The sequence below is a fragment of the Rhizobiaceae bacterium genome, assembly GCA_023953845.1.
Classification (GTDB): domain Bacteria; phylum Pseudomonadota; class Alphaproteobacteria; order Rhizobiales; family Rhizobiaceae; genus Arvimicrobium.
On sequence record JAMLJC010000001.1, the window covers coordinates 1,782,592 to 1,801,457 of the forward strand.

Sequence of the window (18,866 nt, forward strand, 5' to 3'; positions counted from 1 at the left end):
AATGGGGCAGAGGCTCGGGCAGCGATTACTCCGATTTATCAGACTTGCGCTGCCAAAAGCACTGGTAGGACGGCACGGCGCTGCGACTTGTCGCAGGAACAGACGATGCTACCCCTTGCCCCGATGGTAGCGTTGTCATAACGATTGCCGCAAGGATTCCAGGGAGTGACCGATGGACGGGCCAGTTACCAAGAAAAAATACCGGTCTCAGGAGTGGTTTGACAATCCTGACAATCCGGGGATGACGGCGCTTTATCTCGAGCGTTATCTGAACTTCGGTCTGACGCGGGAGGAGTTGCAGTCCGGCAAGCCGATCGTCGGCATTGCGCAGACGGGGTCGGACCTGTCGCCCTGCAACCGGCACCATATCGAGCTGGCCAAGCGCATCCGCTCCGGCATCGAGGCGGCGGGCGGCATCCCGATGGAGTTCCCGGTCCATCCGATCCAGGAGACGGGCAAGCGGCCGACGGCGACGCTCGACCGCAATCTGGCCTATCTGGGACTGGTGGAGCTGCTCTACGGCTATCCGCTGGACGGGGTGGTGCTGACCATCGGCTGCGACAAGACCACGCCGGCGCTGTTGATGGCGGCGGCGACCGTCAACCTGCCGGCCATCGCCTTCTCCGTCGGCCCGATGCTGAATGGCTGGCACCGGGGCGAGCGGACGGGCTCCGGCACCATCGCCTGGAAGGCGCGGGAGCTGCATGCCGCCGGCAAGATCGACTACAACGAGTTCATGGAGCTTGTCGCCTCGTCGGCGCCGTCGGTCGGCTATTGCAACACGATGGGCACGGCGACGACGATGAACAGCCTTGCCGAGGCGCTCGGCATGCAGCTTCCCGGCTCGGCGGCGATCCCGGCGCCCTATCGCGAGCGCGGCCAGATGGCCTATGCGACGGGCAAGCGCATCGTCGACATGGTCAGGGAGGATCTGAAGCCCTCCGACATCATGACGCGCAAGGCCTTCGAGAACGCCATCGTCATCAACTCGGCCATCGGCGGCTCGACCAATGCGCCGATCCACCTCAACGCCATCGCGCGCCATCTCGGCGTCGAGCTCGACAATGACGACTGGCAGAAGATCGGCCACGAGATCCCGCTGCTGGTCAATCTGCAGCCGGCCGGCGAGTATCTGGGCGAGGACTACCACCATGCCGGCGGCGTGCCGGCGGTGGCGATGGAACTGATGAAGGCCGACCTGCTGCCGCACCCGGACGCGCTGACGGTCAATGGCAGGACGATCGGCGACAACTGCAAGGGCGTCGAGAACCTCGACACCCGTGTGATCATGACGGTGGCCGAGCCGATGAAGCGGGCGGCCGGCTTCATCAACCTCAAGGGCAATTTGTTCGACAGCGCCATCATGAAGACCAGCGTGATCTCGCCCGAGTTCCGCGACCGCTACCTGTCGAACCCGAACGATCCGGAGGCCTTCGAGGGCAGGGCGATGGTGTTCGACGGGCCGGAGGACTATCACAGGCGCATCGACGACCCGTCGCTGGGCATCGACGAGTTCACGGTGCTGTTCATGCGCGGCACCGGGCCGATCGGCTATCCGGGCGGCGCGGAGGTGGTGAACATGCAGCCGCCGGACTATCTGATCAGGAAGGGCGTGCTGTCCTTGCCCTGCATCGGCGACGGGCGGCAGTCGGGCACGTCGGGCTCGCCGTCGATCCTCAACGCGGCGCCGGAGGCGGCCATCGGCGGCGGACTGGCCCTGCTCAAGTCCGGCGACCGGGTGCGCATCGATCTGAGGAAGGGCACGGCCGACATCCTGATCCCGGAGGCGGAACTGGAGGAGCGGCGCAAGGCGCTCGCGGCCAGAGGCGGCTACCAGTATCCGAAGAGCCAGACGCCGTGGCAGGAGATCCAGCGCTCCATGGTCGACCAGTTCGACGAGGGCATGGTGCTCAAGCCGGCCATCAAATACCGCGACGTCGCCCACACAAGCGGCGTGCCACGCGACAATCATTGACGCCATCAGGCAGAAAGGGTGAGGGCAGCGCCCTCGCCCTTCATGCCGACTTCAGATGGTTTTCGCCAGATCCTCGAGTTGCTGGGCGCATTGCATCCAGCCCTCGTGAAATCCCATCTTCTCGTGGGCGTCCCGGTCTTCCTTCGTCCAGTGGCCGGCGCGCGCCGTATAGCGCGTCTTGCCGCCTTCGTCCTCGAAGGTGACGGTGCCGACGAAGAACGGTTTTTCGGACGGCACCCAGGCCTCGGTGAAAGCGTCGGTGAAGACGATCTTCTCGTTCGGCACGACTTCCAGATAGACGCCGCGGTTCGGATATTCGTTGCCCGCGGGATCGGCCATGACGACGAAGCTGGACCCGCCGGCCCGCGGATCGGTCTCCGCGCGCGGCGTCGACCAGGGCTTCGGCGTGAACCATTGCGTGATCAGTTCAGCTTCGGTCCAGCAGCGGAACAGCTTGTCGCGCGGCGCGTCGATCAGCTTCGTGATGACCAGTTCGAGGTCATTGTTCGGCGTGGCTTCCATCATCGTCTCCGTTGTCGGTCTGATGCTACAAGGACGTGCGCACGTGACCGTTCCGACACCCTTCGGAAAATAAACCCGGCAGGCTCCGGAATGCTGCCTGTCCCGAGGTTCTTTCATCTTCCGCTCAAATCATCGTGCAACGGCCACGCGAGCGGCGATGTTGTCTGCGGCCGATGATGGAGGCATAGTGCGGCGTCATCCTTTCGGGCGGGAGGTGAAGCATGAGGAAATGGGCTCTGACAGGCGCAGCGTTCGTTCTGCTGTCGGTGGGCGGAGGCGCAACGATACAGCAGGTCGAGGCGGCCTCGCCGACGAGCAGCTTCTGCAAGCGCTGGTATGCCGACATCACGAAGAAGCCGGCGAAACGCGCCATGGCGCTGTCGGAGGATGGCAAGACCTGTCATTCGGTGTGGGGCGTCAGCAGTCAGGGCGCCGCTGACCGTCAGGCCGTGCATGGCTGTCAGGATGGCGGCAAGCGCAAATGCAGCGTTGTCCGTAGATAGGCCATACTCTCTGCGCAATCGCGCGTCATCCTGTCGGACGAAACTGGGGATTGCGGTATTGGGCTGCCGCACGGCGATGCTGTTGGGCGTTTTGATGCTGGCCGTGACGGTGGCCGGCACGATGCCGTCACACGCCGCGAAACGGGTCGCGCTCGTCATCGGCAACAGCGGCTACGAAAACCTGTCGACCCTCTCCAACCCGGTGCGCGACGCCGCCAGAATGGCCGAGATCGTTTCCGCGAACGGCTTCGAGGTGATGCGCTGCGGCGACGGCGCCGCAGGCTGCTTCGATCTCGATCGCGGCGACATGCTGGACGCGCTGGAAGACTTTCGCGACATGGCCGAGGGCGCCGATGTGGCGCTGGTGTTCTACGCCGGCCACGGCATGCAGACGGCGGAAGGCAACGTGCTCGCTCCGACCGATATCGAGGTCTCCTGCGAGGATTGGCGCGCGCGCCGCGCCGTGCTGCTGGACGACGTGCTCGGGGCGATGGAGGGGGCGAAGGAGAAGATCGTCATCATCGACGCCTGCCGCAACGATCCCTTCAAGGCCCAGCAATGCATGGCGCGGGGCGCGCGTCCGCTCTCCTTCGGCAGCATCGCCGTGCCGGACTCCGTCTCGCGCTTCCTTCTGATGACGTCGACGCAGAATGGACAGGTCGCGCAGGACGGCCGCGCCGGCGAGCATTCGCCTTTCGCGGAAGCGCTTTTCAACGTCATGGAAAGCGCGCCCGGGCAGCGCTTCGATCAGCTTCTCGACCGCGTGACGAAGCGTGTTGTGGAGCGCACGGCGGCGGCGAATTTCACCCAGATACCGGAAATCCTCATCCGTGGCGGCGCGCCCGAATCCTGCCTTGCCGCCGGCAATTGCGAGGGCGTCTCCGGCGACGCCGACCTGCGCCGGGAGATCGCCGAGCTGAAGGCGAGGAATGCCCGCAACCAGGAGTATGAGGAGATCGTCGTCGCGCTTCTGGAGAATGCCGGCTACGGGGATCTCGATTCGATTCCCGCAACCGAGCGCCAGCGTTTCTTCGATGGCATCATGGCGGCAGGGCGCGCTCTTTCGGCGAAGGGCGAGCAGGGCGAGGTGGCGCTGGCCGCCCTGCGCAGCGGCGACATGGATGCCGCCGAAGCCGTTTTCCAGCGCGACCTGAAAGAGGCCAGGCATGCGGCCGCAAAGGAGCGTGAGCGGGCGGCCGAAAGCGCGCGGCATCTGGCGGCGCTGGCGCGGCCGCACGATACCGGCAAGGCGGCGGAATACTACGCTGAGGCGGCCGAACTCGATCCTGCAAACGCCCAGAACTGGATCGATCTCGCCGAAACCTCCCTCGCGACCGGCGACCAGCCGACGGCGGCGGGAGCCTATGAGAAAGCGGTCGTGCTTGCCAGGAAAGGGTCTGCCTCGCCCGAACAACGCGTCTGGGCCTTCGAGGGGTCGGCGGACATCGAATGGAACGCCGGCCGCCCCGAAGTCGCCGCCGACCTTTACGGCCAGGCAGCCGACGCCGCGCGCGAGGCATTGGTCGCTGAGCCGTTCAACACTGGCCTGAAGCGCGGCCTGATCGTCACGCACTACAATATCGGCCATCTTGCCATGGACGACGGCCGCTTCGAGGAGGCGCTGTCGAATTTCGACGCCGGCCTGAAGCTGGCCGAACAACTCGCGGCGGAGGAGCCCTCGAACCCCGTCTGGCAGTTCGACATAGGCCGCGCCTACGAGCGCATCGGCCGTACGCGGCAGGCGATGGGAGAGCTGCAGCCGGCGCTGGAGGCGTACCGCAAGAAGCACGACATCATGGCGGCGGTTCTGGCGCGGGACCCGTCCGACGCCACATGGATACGAGACCTGTCGCTCGCGGACGAATTTCTCGGCGACGTGGCGCTGGCGCAGAGCGACCGGGACGGAGCGGTGGCGCGCTACGAGGCGAGCCTCGCGCGCATGATACCGCTGCGCGATTCCGATCCGTCCAACGCCGACCATCAACGCTTCACCTCGGTGACGCATCTCAAGGCGGGCGACGTGCTGGAGGCGATGGGCGAGCTCGACCGGGCGCGCGAGCATTTCCGCAAGGGGATGGAGATCAGCGAAAGGCTGGTCGATCTCGACCCCTACAACGGCACCTGGAACTGGGACCTTTTCCGCGCCTACCAGCGGATGGCATCCTCGACGCCGCCTGGTACGGAATGGCACCGCAAGGCGCTGGCCGCGATCGAGAAGATGGACGAGGAAGGTCTGCTCGCCGACGACAACCGTCAATGGATCGGGATCACGCGCGAACGGCTCGAAGCGAGTTTGACTAAGACGGCGAAATAGCGTCGGCGTTCAGCCACCCATGCCCGAACGCGGCAGCGCGATGAGGTCGCCGAAGCGCGCCCGCAGCCGGTCGTCGAGCGCCTTCGGCACGTGGCGCGGGAAGCGGCTCGCCAGCACCCGCTTCTTCTCCTCGATGGCGCGCGAAAGGATGTCGGGTCGGCCCTTCTCGTTCCATTCCTTCGGCGAGAAGCGGTCGCCGACGGCGGGATAGAAGTATTCCGTCTGCATCAGCCTGAGCGTCTGCTCATTGCCGAGATAGTGGCCCGGCCCGTTCATGCAGACATCGGCGATGGTGCTTATCGACAGCGCCGCGTCGGACACGTCGATGCCGCGCACGCAGCGCAGGCAATGGCCGAGCATGTCGTTGTCGATGATCAGGCTTTCGAGGCAGAAGCCGAGCAGCGAGGCATGCATCCCGGCGGATTCGTAGACGAGGTTGAGACCCGACAGGCCGGCCATGACATTGGTGATGCCCTTTTCGTAGCCGGACTGGATATCGGGCAGCTTCGAATCCGCCATGCCCGCCGCCGAGCCCCCGGGCAGGTCGTAGAATTGCGCCATCTGCGCGCAGGCCGCCGTGAGCAGCGCCTGTTCTGCCGACCCGCCGGACATTGCGCCCGTCCTGAGATCGGAGACGAACGGCCATGTGCCGAAGATCGCCGGATGGCCGGGTTTCAGCGCGTTAACATAGACCAACCCGGCCAGCACCTCCGCCACGGCCTGCACGACGGCGCCGGCGATCGCCGCCGGAGCGGTCGCGCCAGCCTGTCCGGCCGAGAGCAGAAGGATGGGGATGCCACCCTCGACGCAGGCTTCCAGCACGCCGCAGGCGTCCTCGGCGAATTTCATCGGCGGTACGACGAAGCAGTTCGAATTTGAGATGAACGGCCGCGCGCGAAAATTCTCCTCGCCGCCGGCAATGGCGTAAAGCATCTCCAGCGCCGGAGCGACGTTCTCGCGCACGGTGAAAGACGTGCCGACATGCTTCGACGTACCCATCACGCAGGCGTAGAGCGTGTTGAAGTCCATCGCCAGCGGATCGGGTATGTCGCGCGGCACCATCGGGCGCTGGAAGAAATGGATGTTGTCCAGCCCGTCCACGAGCCGCGCGGCGTCGTATATGTCCTGCAGCAGGCTCTCGCGGTATTCGCGCTTCTCGACATCCACCAGATGCACCGCAGCGCCCGCCGTGCCGAAATGGACGCGCGTGCCCTGGATCACCATGTCGTGCCTGGGGTCCTGCCCATGGAGGGTGAAGTTGCGGGCGGCGCGCTTGATTGTATCGAGCACCAGCGCCCGGGGAAATCGGATGCGCCCGTCCGCGCCGTGATCGGCGCCGACCCGCGTCAGCGCCTCGATGCAGCTCGGTATCGCATTGGCGAAACCGACCGTCTCCAGCACCGTCAGCACGGCCTCGTGTATGCGTTCGAGGTCGTTCTGGCTCAGCGGCCTGTAGCGTCCGCCTTCGAGGCCCGCGCGCACTGGACGAATGTCTTCGGCCAGCGGAGCGGCTCTCAGCGCGCGCCGCGCTTCACGACCGCCGGCGCGCCGGCTGCCTTTCTCCGTTGGGATTTCCTGCGTTTCGAGCGCGCTCGTCATGCGACACGCCACCTTTCCGCCGGCAGTCTGCGCCTCGCGGCGTTTATTGTCCGGCTGGTTCCCTTGTTCGTTGTGCGAATTATCTAGCCGTGTCGACGGGCTATGGGTAGTCCAGAGGACCGTGCCGTCTATGCCAGAACGGCCGGCAATGCCGGCCGCTTTTGAGGCGTTATGCCTTGTTACGCCGCCGCGGGCCTGCGCCCGGCGGCGGTAGCCAGTTCGCGGATGCCGGGTTCGATGTGCTGGAGCGCGATGGACGATATGCCGAGCCGCATGAAGCGGCTGGGTTTGTCGGCGTGATCGAAGAAGCGGTCGCCCGGCTCAATGATGACGCTGCGGGCCGCGGCGGCTTCGGCGATGCCGCGCGCATCCGTGCCGCGCGGGCCTTCCAGCCATATCGACGTGCCGCCCGCCGAGTCGGTCGGCCGCCATTCCGGCAGGAAAGCCGAAATAGCCTGGACCAACCTCTTGCGCCTGTCCTCGAAGGCGGTGGAGAGCCGTCTCACCAGCGCGTCGTGGTGGCCGAGCGACAGGAAGAGCGCGATCGCCCGCTGGTTGTTGGCGGGCGGATGCCGGAGCATGAAGCGCCTGAGCGCTCTCAGTTCGGCGATAAGATCGGCCGAGGCGACGATGTAGCCGATGCGCAGGCCCGGCGCGAGCGTCTTCGACATCGAGCCGACATAGACGACGCGGCCGCTGCGATCGAGGCTCTTCAGCGCCTGCTGCGGCGCCTCGTCGAACAACTGGCTGTCGTAGCCGTCCTCGATGACGATCTGGTTGTCGCGCGCGGCGCGGGCCAGAAGGTCCTGCCGGCGCTCGGCGGACAACGGCACCATGGTCGGGCAGTGATGGCTGGGCGTCACGAAGACGAAGCCGGCGTCCGACGGGATGGCGGACGTCACGATGCCCGAATGATCCACCGGAACCGGCGCGATCTCGGCGCCTGCGAGCCGGAAGATGGAGCGCGCATCCGGGTAGCCGGGGTCCTCCATCGCCACCTTGCTGCCCTTCGCCATCAGCAGCGTCGCCAGCATGTAGAGCGCGTTCTGCGCCCCCAGCGTCACGATAATCTCGTCGGGATTGGCGAAGATGCCGCGCCGGGGCAGGAGCCTGGCCTGGATCTGTTCGATCAGCAGCGGGTCGTCGCGATCCACCATGTCGGCCGCCCAGTTGCGAATCTCCAGCACGGCGAGCGCCATGCGGTTGCATTCGCGCCACTCGGCGGTCGGAAACAGCGTCGGATCGAACTGGCCGTAGACGAAGGGATAGCTCGACTTGATCCAGTTGCGGTAATTCGCCGAGGGCGGCATCTCGCTCGCCGCGATCTGCCGCCGCGCCTTCCAGTCGATCGTATTGGCCGCTTCCGGCGGCTTGCGGCCGGGCTTTGCCGGGGTTGCCAGCACGTCGGGATTGACGAAATGGCCGCGCCGCTCGCGCGCGATCAGAAATCCCTGGTCGACCAGTTGCTGGAAGGCCAGCACCACCGTGCCGCGCGCCACGCCGAGCTTTTCCGCGAGTATGCGGCAGGAGGGGAGCGGCATGGACGCCGCGATCTGGCGGTCGAGGATCGCCGCGACGATCGCCTGCCGGATCTGCGCCTGCAGCGTCTGGCCCGACTCGGGCGAGATTCGGAACAGACCTGACCATATGGCTGCATCATTGCGCTGCGACATCGGCGCCTCCCGTGGCTACCTGGATTCTTCGTGGCTGTACCAATTTGTATGATTGGTCCAAACGGTTGCACCAGTAAATTTTTCTGATCCTTCTGATTTATGCCAGTGATCGATCGCGTCAGCCGGGTCATGAGGGCAGATTCTTTCCGGCATTCCGGCAGCCTGGAGAATTTGGCCCTGAACATCTATCTCGCCGCCGTCGAACGTCTGCTAAGGTGCGTCTGATCGATCGCAAATTCCGGAGTTCTCTCTTGAGCCGCAACGCCTTCGCCGCCGCCCTTTCGAAGCTGAAAGCCCACCGCGACGACAATCCCGTCGATCTTCGGCAGGCCTTTGCCGACGACGCCGGCCGTTTCTCGAAATTCTCCCTGGTGCTCGACGACCTGCTGCTCGATTGGTCCAAATGCGCGGTCGCGGACGAGACGATGCAGCTTCTGGCGGGACTGGCGGAGGCTGCCGGCGTCGAGAAGCGTCGCGCCGCCATGTTCGCCGGGGACAAGATCAATGGCACCGAGCGCCGCGCGGTGCTCCACACGGCCTTGCGCGCCCCGAGGAATGCGGTGATCGACGTCGACGGCGAGAATGTCGTGCCCGGCGTCCATGCCGTGCTGGATGCCATGGGCGCCTTCGCCGACGCCGTGCGCAGCGGCGCGGCGACCGGCGCCACGGGCAAGAAGATCACCGACATCGTCAACATCGGCATAGGCGGCTCCGACCTTGGGCCCGTCATGGCGACGCTGGCGCTCGCCCCGTACCACGACGGTCCGCGCGCGCATTTCGTGTCCAACATAGACGGCGCGCATATCCACGACGTGCTGAAGGGTCTTTCTGCCGAGACCACGCTTTTCATCGTCGCGTCCAAGACGTTCACCACCATCGAGACCATGACCAACGCCGAGACGGCGCGGCGCTGGGTCGAGGCGGCGCTGGGTGGAGGAGCCGTCGGCAAGCACTTCTGCGCCGTCTCCACGGCGCTCGACCTTGTCGCCAGATTCGGCATCGACAAGGATCGCGTCTTCGGCTTCTGGGACTGGGTCGGCGGCCGGTATTCTCTCTGGTCGGCGATCGGCCTGCCGATCATGATCGCCGTCGGGCCTGAGAATTTTCGCGCCTTCCTCGAAGGCGCCCATGCGATGGATCGCCATTTCGCCACTGCGCCGGCGCTCCGCAACATGCCGATCATCATGGGGCTCATCGGCTTCTGGCATCGGGTCGTTTGCGCCTGTCCGGCGCGCGCGGTCATTCCCTACGATCAGCGGCTCGCTCGCCTGCCGGCCTATCTGCAACAGCTCGACATGGAATCGAACGGCAAGAGCGTGACGCTGGATGGCGGCCCGGTCGCGACGCCCACCGGCCCGCTGGTCTGGGGCGAGCCGGGCACCAACGGCCAGCACGCTTTCTTCCAGCTTCTGCATCAGGGCACGGATACCATCCCCGTCGAGTTCATCGTCGCCGCCAACGGCCACGAACCCGACCTGAAATTCCATCATGAGCTGCTGCTCGCCAATTGTCTGGCGCAGTCGCAGGCGCTGATGAAAGGCCGCACGCTCGAGGAAGCGAAGGCCCAGATGTCGGCCAGGGGCATGGTGCCGGACGAGGTCGACCGCGTCGCGCCGCACCGCGTGTTCTCCGGCAACCGGCCGAGCATCACGCTCATCCACCGCCTGCTCGATCCCTTCGCGCTCGGCCGCCTGATCGCGCTCTACGAGCACCGGGTCTTCGTCGAAGGCGTGTTGTTCGACATCAACTCCTTCGATCAGTGGGGCGTGGAACTCGGCAAGGAACTGGCGACGAACCTGCTGCCGGTCGTTCAGGGCAAAGGCGATGCCGCGGGCGACGCCTCGACGGCGGGATTGCTCGGTCATATTCACGCCCTGCAGGAGGCGTGACGATTTGACGGCGATAAGGGGTGTCCTGTTCGACAAGGACGGGACCTTGGTGGATTTCCAGCGCACCTGGTATGCGATCGGCGACATGATGGCGCTGGAGGCGGCCGGCGGCGACCGGCAGCGCGCCAATGCGCTCATGGCGGAGGCGGGCTACGACTACGACGTGGCCGGCTTCCGCGCGGACTCCGTCTTCGCCGCCGGCACCAATGCGGACATCGTGTCGCTCTGGTATCCGCTCCTTGCCGGCGAGCTCCGCGCCGCCATGGTCAAGCATTTCGACACGGTGACCGCCGAGCAGGGCGCCATGCAGGCGGTCGCGCTGGAAGGCATCAGGGACATGCTGAAGACGTTGCATGCGTCCGGCTACCGCCTCGGCCTCTGCACCAACGATTCCACGTCCGGTGCCGAAAAGACGCTGCTCGCGCTCGGCGTGGCGCAGATGTTCGACGCGGCCTACGGCTATGATGCGGTGGCCAATCCCAAGCCCGCGCCGGATGCGGTGCATGCCTTCTGCGACCTGACCGGCCTTAAGCCTGCCGAGGTCGCCATGGTCGGCGACAACGGCCACGACCTCGAAATGGCGCGCGCTGCCGGATGCGGCCTTGCGGTCGGCGTGCTTTCCGGCACCGGCACGCGCGCGTCGCTGGCGCCGCTGGCCGACATCATTCTGCCATCCGCTATCGAATTGCCGGGCCTGCTGGCGGCGCGGTCCTAACCCCGCGCGAAGGCTGCCCGAAAAGCGATCGCCGCCAGAACCAGGCTGGCCACGGCGTTCCAGCCGGCCATCGACAGGCCGAGGATGCGCAGCGCGGCCTTGTCGCAGGAGGGCGGCACGACCGTATCGATCGCGTCGAGCACGCCGTTGCTGCCGCCGGTGACGGTCGACATATCGACCACGCCGCAATCGGTCGGTCCGGGCCACCAGCCCCATTCGACGCCGGAATGATAGACGCCGAGATAGAGTCCGTAGGCCATCAGCAGCCCGCCGGCGAGCAGCAGCAGCCGCGTCACCATCGCCGGCAGCCGCAGCGTTGCGGAAGCGAAGGCAAGCAGCATCAACGGCGCGCCGACATAGTAGGGCATGCGCTGCTCGTAGCAGAGCTTGCACGGTATGTAGCCGCCGATGTGCTGGAAGCCGAGCGCGGTGCCGACCGTCGCTGCCATGGCGAGCGCGAGGAAGATCGCGGCGATGGTCTGCGTGCGGCCGGTCGGAGAGGTGATTGCCATCATGAGGTATAAATCTCGGAACCGGCTGCGTCAGGTCAGGAGCTTGTAGAGGATATAGAGCAGAATCACGGCGGCCGCCCCGGCTGCGGCGATCAGTCCGAGGCGTTTCTCGATGAAATGGCGGATCGCCTCGCCATAGCGCCGGAGCAGCCAGGCCAGCAGCCAGAAGCGCGCGCCACGCGCAACGATCGCCGAAAGAATGAAGATCCAGATGTTGACGCCGATGACGCCGGACAGGATGGTCACCACCTTGATCGGCGGAAGATGCGCGAGGCCGGAAGTGACGAGCATCAGCAGGATGAAGCCCGTCGCCTCGCCTTCGGACGGTATCAGCGCCTCGAACTCGTCGAGCTTTCCGTAGAATTCCAGCACCGGCTTGGCCAGTGTTTCATAGGCATAGTGGCCGAGCATCCATCCGGCGATGCCGCCCAGCACGGAAGCGACCGTCGCCACGATGGCGTAGCGATAGGCTCTGTCCGGGCGCGCTATCGCCATCGGCACGTAAAGCACGTCGGCCGGCACGAGGAACACCGAGCTTTCGATGAAGGCGATGATCGCCAGCCACCACTCGGCCGACTTTCGCGCCGCCAGCGACATGGTCCATTCGTAAAGTCCGCGAAGCATGCGATCCCCTCAGGCTTGCCGCGTGTGTAGGGGCTATCCGCCTGGCGCACAATGGGTCTGGCAAGCCGTGCGGCGAACCGCGGGCGATCATGACGACATCGTGAAATCAAACCGTCGGCATGCGGCGACGACGTTTGCGGCCAGGAGAGTTGACGACCGCGGCGCGGGCGTATAGTGCGCTGCCGTCGGCCCGCTCAGGGCTTGGCCCCTGTGGCGGAATTGGTAGACGCGACAGACTCAAAATCTGTTGCCTTCACGGGCGTGCTGGTTCGATCCCGGCCAGGGGCACCATTTGCATATTTTGCATTTTCATGTCTCCTAACAATTTGAAAGTTAAGGATGTTTCGGCGGTTCGATAACCGTTTTTCCGGGCGTATGGCAGGCGCTCGGCGAACACGAGTTTGAGCACCGCACGGCGGTCCTCAAGGCGGTCCGAATGCCAAAGTTTCCAAGGACTTGCGAGAAAGTCCATCGCGGTTCGATAAGTTTCGCGGAATGAGGCGAGCGGCCTGCCGCAATTGGCGATTTTTTCCTTCGCTACCGCCTTCTCAATTTCGAGGTCCCGCACACGCTTCTCATAGGCCGCCACGACAGATTCGTTGGTCGTCTCGACAAGGCGGTCGATGATCTGCTCGATCTTTTTATCGATCGTTCGCAGATTGCCCTCCCATTCGACAACCTGTTGGCGGCCGGATGTCAGCTTGCGATTCCAGAGATCGCGCAGCATGTCGAAGGCAAGCTGGAACAGCCCCTGCGATGGCACGAGGCAAGCGAGCAGCGTCTCGAAGTCCCCTTCAATATCCTCCTTGCGGATGGATTTCCGGTATTCCGGGCAACCCGTCGTGTCGCAGAGATAGTAAGCGTATCTGCGGTAGCGGCCCTTTGACCAGCCTGCCGTCAGCGGCTCGTTGCAGCAGTCGCACAGCACGAATCCGCGCAGCGGGAAATCCTGATTCAGGTCCTTGCGGGCTGGGGCCTTCGCGGCGCCGAGCCGTCGGTCCTGCACCGTTTTCCACGTTTCGACGGACACCAGCGGTTCATGCACGCCGGGGATGAGGTGTATATCCCATTTCGGAACGGTGATGAGGCCGGCATAGAGGGGCTTGGCAAGCATCCGGGCAACTTGCTCCCAATGTACCCTACCCTTGCGGTCCTTCGGCCATGCGGGCTGGTTTTCGAGGTAGCGCACGATCTCGGCCTGGGTCTGGAAAACGCCGCTGGCGAAGCCCTCGAACACATGCGTCACGATCGAGGCGAGCGGCTCGTCGCGCACCAGTCTGGCGACACTGCCGGGCACTTCCGCGAACCGATAGCCGACCGGAGGATAGAACAGCCAATACCCGTTGCGGGTATGCGCTTGCATCTTCTGGATAACTTGGCGCCGGTTCTGCTCACGTTCCAGTTCGCCCTGCGCGGCGAGGATCGTTTCAGTAAACTTGCCTTCCGGAGTTTCCTCGAACCTGAAGTTCAGGCATTCGACGCGGGCTCCGCGCAATTTGAAAGCCTGTCGCAAACGGATGTGGAATTCGGTGTCGCGCGCAAAACGTTTGAGGTCGTCGAAAATGACGACATAGCCTCTCGTCTTCGGCTGCGCGTCGAGATAGCTGAGCAGTGCAACCATGCCGGGGCGCCGCATGAAGTCGCCGCCGCCCGAAACACTGTCAGGAAACACGGCCTCGACCTCGTATCCCGTGCTCTGCGCATACTGGCGGCAGCGCATTTCCTGCGATTCGAGGCCGTTCCCTTCATCGTCCTGCTTCGCGGTGGAGACGCGGCAATAGATGAGGGCTTTCGTCGGTTCTTTCTCCGTCATGTCATGGGTCACTTTCTCCGGCGGCGGGCATGGCATCTATTCGAGGCCAGTCCCTTTGTTCGTAGCGTCGCCCGCGTCTTGCAGCTCTTCCCTGGATCGCGAGACTTCGGCATCATCTTGCGCGATGGCTATGCACAAATCTTCCACGAGATTTTTTTCAGGCCCTTCCCCGAACTTGCGGGAACGGGTTTTCAAAGTGGCGCCTCTCTCGCCGATTGCATAGCGCAACTCGGTATACACCGACATCTCACGGGCGAGCACGCTGACATCGTCCACGATAACGGCGAATGGTTCCGTCCGACGTTCATCAAGGAAGCGGAACATTTGCTTCAAGCCGGGCCGCGAGGCGATTGTTCCGGGGGCTGCGTCAGGGAAGGCGGCAACGACGTCATGGCCTTGCAGCGCGGCATACTCGCGGCAACGCTTCTCTTGTCCGTCGATAACGGCATTTCTGCTATTTGCCGGTGTCGACGCGACACGGGTATAAATGATGGCTTTCTTCAAATTGTTATCAGTCACAATGGATTCTTTCTCCTTCGGCTCTTCCCAGAATTCGACTGGAAAACGCACGAAAGGCCGGCTGTTTGTTGGGATGGATCGGGTGATTCTAGCATCGTCCTTTCGGCCGGCGCATCTCTTGTGTCCGACTTATCCCCAGCCCGCAGGGCCTGCTGGACCGGATCGTCGCCGAAGGCGCGGTCGACAAAATTCTGCATGATGTGCCAGACGGCACGCAAGAGTTCCGTCTTCCGCTCCTCCGGCATGTCGAGGTGCGCGACATGGCGGCGATATTTTTCGAGGTCGATGTCGCTCGCGGCCCGGCTCCGGGATCGGCTATCTGCGTCGGTCACATCCGCCTCCGGCGCGGCCGGTCTGGCCCGGCCGCTGGTCCGGCTCCTTCAAAGTCGCCCCGACCAAGGCTGCCGGCACGAGCGTCCATGCCGTCCGTGAAACGGAAGCGGGGTTCGTAGGCGAAGTCGGATGAAGGACTTTCGAGGATGACGCCGGCCTCGCGCAATGCGGCCGGCGCTCTCCAGTTCGTTTTCTCGGCAATCACCACATGAGAGTCGGGGTGATGGCCGGCGAGATAAACGAGCGCGTCCGGCAACGCCGTCTGATCGCCCGGGTCCTGGGTCGGAAAGTCGTAGAACACCTTCACGACTTCATAGCCCTTGCGAGCCGCATAGGCTCGGCCTCTCGCCTCCTGAGATTGCAATGCCAGTTCCTGGGTCCCCACATGGCTGCTCGCCACGTGGCAGTATATGACAGCCTTTCGCGCTCGTTGTCCGCTCATGGCTACCTCCGGTATTCCATGCGCGAGCGCGAGCGGGACGCTTCACGGCGGGAAGGCTGACGCTCGGAGGATTCCGTGCGCTGGTCGGAACGTTCGTCCTCATCCCGATCCCGCGCGCGCGACCGTGTGCGGCTATCGTCGCGTTCCTGGCCCCGTTCGCGCTGTTCCTTTTCGGCTTCGATCTGCGGACGGTAGAACCGTTCCTCGATGTCCTTGCCCCACTCGTAGAAGTCGAGGCCGGCTTCGGCGTCCTTGAACTCCTCCTTCATGAGACGCTTGGCGCCGGCATCCTCCCAGGCGTCCGCAGCGTGACCCTCGGGTCGGCCTTCAGCGCCGCGCCTTCCAGCGGGTTATCGCCGAGGAACCAGCAATAGGGAGCGATCTGGTTCTGCCGGATTTTCTTGCAGTGGATGAACCCCACGCCCGGAATCTCGATGATCTGCTCATCCGGCGGCAGCCGCATCAATTCGTCGGCGCTGCGGACACGATCGCGTCCGGTGTTGAAATTCCCGGTTAAAATGTCCTTGTCCGAGCTGACACCGAGGCCCCAGCCTATGGTGGTCTGCTCGCCGATGGCGCGGCTCAGCCGCTCCGCCTCTTCGTAGTTCGTGATCTTGAGGTACTGCTTGACCGTGCAGTTCTCTTCGAGGATGGCGGTTTCCTTCTCGCCGTATTTGCGCACGATGTCCTGGCGCGACTGCACGAGGAAATGGCTGCGCACCCCGTATGAGCGTTGAATGGTGATTCGATTGAGCGCATCGCGCAGCGGTGCGTTACAGAACTCATCCAATATGAGGTCCATGCGCCCCGGCGTGCCGGCGAGCTTTTCGTTCAGCAGCGAAAGGAAATGCAGCGCGAAGAAAGATCCGAGCCGGTCGGCGTGGCGCACCGGATTGATGAAGCAGACGACCCAGCCGTCGACAATCAGTTGCCGATGGGTGAGCGTCGGCGTCCGTCCCGCGTTCTTGAGCGCGCCGGACGCGAACGGCTTGAGCGACATGAGCGCCGCGCCGAGATGCTGGGCGTAGTGTTCGGGGTTGTAGCGGCGCATCTCCAGAATCTGCTTGGCGGCCGCCTTGACATGGTCCTCGCCTTCCTCGGCCTCGATCTCCAGCGCGCTCACCCAGCTATCCGGGTCGGCCAGAAGCGCCTGAAGACCGCCGGGAAAGACAAGATGCGGCGCATGCGCCAGAAGCACATTCAGGCCGGTCTCCTTGAAGCCGCGAGGTTCATTGCGCCAATACAGGTTGCGCAGGTCATCCTTCGGCTCTTCGGTCAGCACGTGATTGATGTTCTCGATGGCGAAGGGAAGATCGAAAGGGTTGCTCCGGGCCATGTCCGGCAGGTCGCCGAACGGGTTGAGCGATATTCTGTATGGCGCGAGTTCGGGCCGCTCGCCGAATTCGTCGACGATGCCGAACCTGCGGCCGTACTTTTCGCAGAGCGGCGCGATCTGTGCCGCGATCTCGCCGGACTTGACATCATTGATAAAAATGGCGCGGCCCGTATCGGCCAGCAAGGACAGGACGGTCGGCATCGACACGCAGGTCGTCTTGCCGCCGCCCGTCGCGGCAAAGGTCAGCGACGAACCGGCATTGTAGGGCTCATAGATCGGACGGCCATCGAAGGTCAGGCCGATGACGCGGCGAGGCAGGTCATTCATCCGAGCAGACCCCTTTCGCGCGGTTCTTCCTCGCTGATCGCGCTCGCGACTTCGCGGGTTTCTGCCGGGCACCCTGTGCCGGTTCCGGCCGGACGCCGAATTCGTCGACGATGGCGAAATTGCAGCCGTACTTCTCCAAGAGCGGCGCAATCCGCGCCGCGATCTCGCCTGATTTGGTGTCAGTAACGACCAAAGCGCGGCCTATATCGGCAAGCGGCGACAGGATGTTCGGCATCGACACGCAGGTCGTCTTGCCGCCTGGTGACGGGGCGAAGGTCAACGACGGGCCGGCATTGAAAGATTCGCAGATCGGACGGCCATCGAAGGTCAGGCCGATGACGCGGCGAGGCAGGTCATTCAGGCCCGCGCCGCGCCGGCGCAGGCGCTCGATCACGCCCATCAGTTCCATGACGTTGCGGCCCAGCCGGTCGAGCTTCCAAACGACCAGCAGATCGCCCGCACCGCAGCACTCCATGGCCGCGCCGAGGCCATGCCCGATTCCGCTATCGCCTGACCGCCATTCCGAGATGATGAGATCGCATCTGGCCGCCTCCAGCGCCCTGTGCTGGAGGTCCAGTCGCTGCCGCCGCGTCGAAACGCGCGCGTAGCCGATCAGCATGGCAGGGCGAGCCGGAAGCACGGCCTGAAAAGTCCTTTCGCGGGTTGGCAAGGATCATCCCGGACGGGATGCGGGAGAAGAGTATGGGCGATGACCCAAGCTGCCGCAACGGTGGCCCGCCTGTGCCTACAGACGTGTGCGATCATGGTTTGCGGCCTCCCATCGCCGGCCTCGCGTCCTTGCAGCCGTCATCGGTCGGGTCTGCGCCAGCCGCGCGGCGCTGCAAGGCATCCAGCCGTATCGCCAGAGGGTCCCTCGGCCGGAGCCTCCTTGCACCACCGCTCATCCGTCCGGCGCTTCGGGTCCCCGACCGGCCGCAATGACGCGGGCCGGAACAAGGAGCAACGACAATGACGACCGCCACCACCTTCGGATATCGGGCCCGCACAGCCACCGCGCGTTGCGTCCGCACTGCCGCAATCCAGACCCGCAACGCCGTTCTGCTCGGCGATTGCATCCGCCTCATGCGCGATCTTCCCGCCGCCAGCGTGGATTTCGTGCTGACCGACCCGCCCTATCTGTGCCGCTACCGCGACCGCGACGGCCGCACCGTCCTCAACGATGCCGACGATTCCTGGGTCTATCCAGCCTTCGCGCAAATCCACCGAGTTCTCAAGCGGGATTCCTTCTGCATCAGCTTCTACGGCTGGAACCAGGCGGACACCTTTGTGTCGGCCTGGCGTAAGGCCGGGTTCTATCCCGCCGGACACATCGTCTTCGCCAAGCCCTATAGCAGCAAATCGCGCTATCTGACCTATCGGCACGAATGCGCCTACCTGCTTGCCAAGGGCCAGCCGAAGCTGCCGGAAAACCCGCTGCCCGATGTGATGCCGTGGCACTATACGCATAACCGCCTTCATCCGACGCAGAAGCCCGTCGAACCTCTGGCCGACCTGATCTCAAGCTTCTGCCCGGAAGGCGGGCTGGTCCTCGACCCGTTTTGCGGTTCTGGCTCGACCCTCGTAGCCGCCCGCGAGTGCGGCCGCGACTGGCTCGGTATCGAACTCGACGCCGCACATCACCGAACCGCGACGGCGCGGCTGCGGACAACTGTTCCGCGCTTCTGATGGGCGCGGATATCAGTCGCCATGTCGTTCTGCTTCAATCGCCGAGGAACAGCAGATGATGCGGTTTGCCCGTTCGCCATGTTT

At 64.4% G+C, this 18,866-nt stretch carries 18 protein-coding genes and 1 tRNA gene; 7 read left to right on the plus strand and 12 right to left on the minus strand.

Features of this window, described 5'->3' with window-relative positions; translation table 11 throughout:
• Window positions 1-172: 172 nt before the first annotated feature.
• Window positions 173-1,975 (plus strand): dihydroxy-acid dehydratase family protein, encoded by a 1,803-nt coding sequence (locus M9955_08825; GenBank protein ID MCO5081746.1) that lies wholly within the window; start codon window positions 173-175, stop codon window positions 1,973-1,975.
• Window positions 1,976-2,026: 51 nt separating this feature from the next.
• On the opposite strand, the gene M9955_08830 is transcribed toward M9955_08825, so the two are convergent.
• The gene (locus tag M9955_08830) at window positions 2,027-2,497 is read right to left on the minus strand and encodes an SRPBCC family protein (protein ID MCO5081747.1); all 471 of its coding nucleotides are present in this window, start codon (window positions 2,495-2,497) and stop codon (window positions 2,027-2,029) included.
• A gap of 221 nt (window positions 2,498-2,718) precedes the next feature.
• On the opposite strand from M9955_08830, the gene M9955_08835 reads away from it, so the two are divergent.
• Window positions 2,719-3,000, plus strand: coding sequence for a hypothetical protein (locus M9955_08835; GenBank protein MCO5081748.1), 282 nt, complete (start codon window positions 2,719-2,721; stop codon window positions 2,998-3,000).
• Between the two features lie 82 nt (window positions 3,001-3,082).
• Complete coding sequence (locus M9955_08840; protein ID MCO5081749.1) at window positions 3,083-5,314, plus strand: caspase family protein; 2,232 nt, start codon at window positions 3,083-3,085, stop codon at window positions 5,312-5,314.
• A 9-nt stretch (window positions 5,315-5,323) separates the two neighbouring features.
• On the opposite strand, the gene M9955_08845 is transcribed toward M9955_08840, so the two are convergent.
• Complete coding sequence (locus M9955_08845; protein MCO5081750.1) at window positions 5,324-6,913, minus strand: trimethylamine methyltransferase family protein; 1,590 nt, start codon at window positions 6,911-6,913, stop codon at window positions 5,324-5,326.
• Window positions 6,914-7,092: 179 nt separating this feature from the next.
• Complete coding sequence (locus tag M9955_08850) at window positions 7,093-8,586, minus strand: PLP-dependent aminotransferase family protein (GenBank protein MCO5081751.1); 1,494 nt, start codon at window positions 8,584-8,586, stop codon at window positions 7,093-7,095.
• Window positions 8,587-8,837: 251 nt separating this feature from the next.
• On the opposite strand from M9955_08850, the gene pgi reads away from it, so the two are divergent.
• On the plus strand, window positions 8,838-10,475 hold the full coding sequence (pgi, locus tag M9955_08855; protein ID MCO5081752.1) for a glucose-6-phosphate isomerase: 1,638 nt from the start codon (window positions 8,838-8,840) through the stop codon (window positions 10,473-10,475).
• 4 nt (window positions 10,476-10,479) lie between these two features.
• Entirely contained in the window at window positions 10,480-11,190 is a 711-nt protein-coding gene (locus M9955_08860; GenBank protein MCO5081753.1) for an HAD family hydrolase, read from the plus strand.
• On the opposite strand, the gene M9955_08865 is transcribed toward M9955_08860, so the two are convergent.
• Both M9955_08865 and M9955_08870 read right to left on the minus strand, forming a co-directional pair.
• Window positions 11,187-11,705 (minus strand): disulfide bond formation protein B, encoded by a 519-nt coding sequence (locus M9955_08865; GenBank protein MCO5081754.1) that lies wholly within the window; start codon window positions 11,703-11,705, stop codon window positions 11,187-11,189. The two genes, M9955_08860 and M9955_08865, sit on opposite strands and share 4 nt — an antisense overlap.
• Before the next feature lie 27 nt (window positions 11,706-11,732).
• Window positions 11,733-12,326 (minus strand): DedA family protein, encoded by a 594-nt coding sequence (locus tag M9955_08870; GenBank protein MCO5081755.1) that lies wholly within the window; start codon window positions 12,324-12,326, stop codon window positions 11,733-11,735.
• Window positions 12,327-12,530: 204 nt separating this feature from the next.
• On the opposite strand from M9955_08870, the gene M9955_08875 reads away from it, so the two are divergent.
• A tRNA-Leu gene (locus M9955_08875) sits at window positions 12,531-12,617 on the plus strand.
• Here M9955_08875 and M9955_08880 read toward each other — a convergent pair.
• From M9955_08880 to M9955_08910, 7 genes are read right to left on the minus strand one after another with little or no spacing between them, the layout of a single operon-like run.
• The gene (locus M9955_08880; GenBank protein MCO5081756.1) at window positions 12,580-14,139 is read right to left on the minus strand and encodes a recombinase family protein; all 1,560 of its coding nucleotides are present in this window, start codon (window positions 14,137-14,139) and stop codon (window positions 12,580-12,582) included. The two genes, M9955_08875 and M9955_08880, sit on opposite strands and share 38 nt — an antisense overlap.
• A gap of 36 nt (window positions 14,140-14,175) precedes the next feature.
• Window positions 14,176-14,658 carry a recombinase family protein gene (locus M9955_08885; protein MCO5081757.1) on the minus strand — a complete coding sequence of 161 codons (483 nt, stop codon included), beginning with the start codon at window positions 14,656-14,658 and terminating at the stop codon, window positions 14,176-14,178.
• Complete coding sequence (locus tag M9955_08890) at window positions 14,655-14,990, minus strand: hypothetical protein (protein ID MCO5081758.1); 336 nt, start codon at window positions 14,988-14,990, stop codon at window positions 14,655-14,657. The genes M9955_08885 and M9955_08890 overlap by 4 nt, the downstream gene beginning before the upstream one ends.
• Window positions 14,987-15,433 (minus strand): hypothetical protein, encoded by a 447-nt coding sequence (locus tag M9955_08895; GenBank protein ID MCO5081759.1) that lies wholly within the window; start codon window positions 15,431-15,433, stop codon window positions 14,987-14,989. Before M9955_08895 ends, M9955_08890 begins: the two co-directional genes overlap by 4 nt.
• A 2-nt stretch (window positions 15,434-15,435) precedes the next feature.
• Entirely contained in the window at window positions 15,436-15,702 is a 267-nt protein-coding gene (locus M9955_08900) for a hypothetical protein (GenBank protein ID MCO5081760.1), read from the minus strand.
• Window positions 15,699-17,096: a type IV secretory system conjugative DNA transfer family protein gene (locus M9955_08905; protein ID MCO5081761.1), complete on the minus strand. Its 1,398-nt coding sequence runs from the start codon at window positions 17,094-17,096 to the stop codon at window positions 15,699-15,701. Before M9955_08905 ends, M9955_08900 begins: the two co-directional genes overlap by 4 nt.
• Complete coding sequence (locus M9955_08910; GenBank protein MCO5081762.1) at window positions 17,089-17,766, minus strand: recombinase family protein; 678 nt, start codon at window positions 17,764-17,766, stop codon at window positions 17,089-17,091. The genes M9955_08905 and M9955_08910 overlap by 8 nt, the downstream gene beginning before the upstream one ends.
• Window positions 17,767-18,065: 299 nt before the next feature.
• Here M9955_08910 and M9955_08915 point away from each other — a divergent pair, with 299 nt between their 5' ends.
• The gene (locus M9955_08915) at window positions 18,066-18,782 is read left to right on the plus strand and encodes a DNA methyltransferase (protein MCO5081763.1); all 717 of its coding nucleotides are present in this window, start codon (window positions 18,066-18,068) and stop codon (window positions 18,780-18,782) included.
• Window positions 18,783-18,866 lie beyond the last annotated feature (84 nt).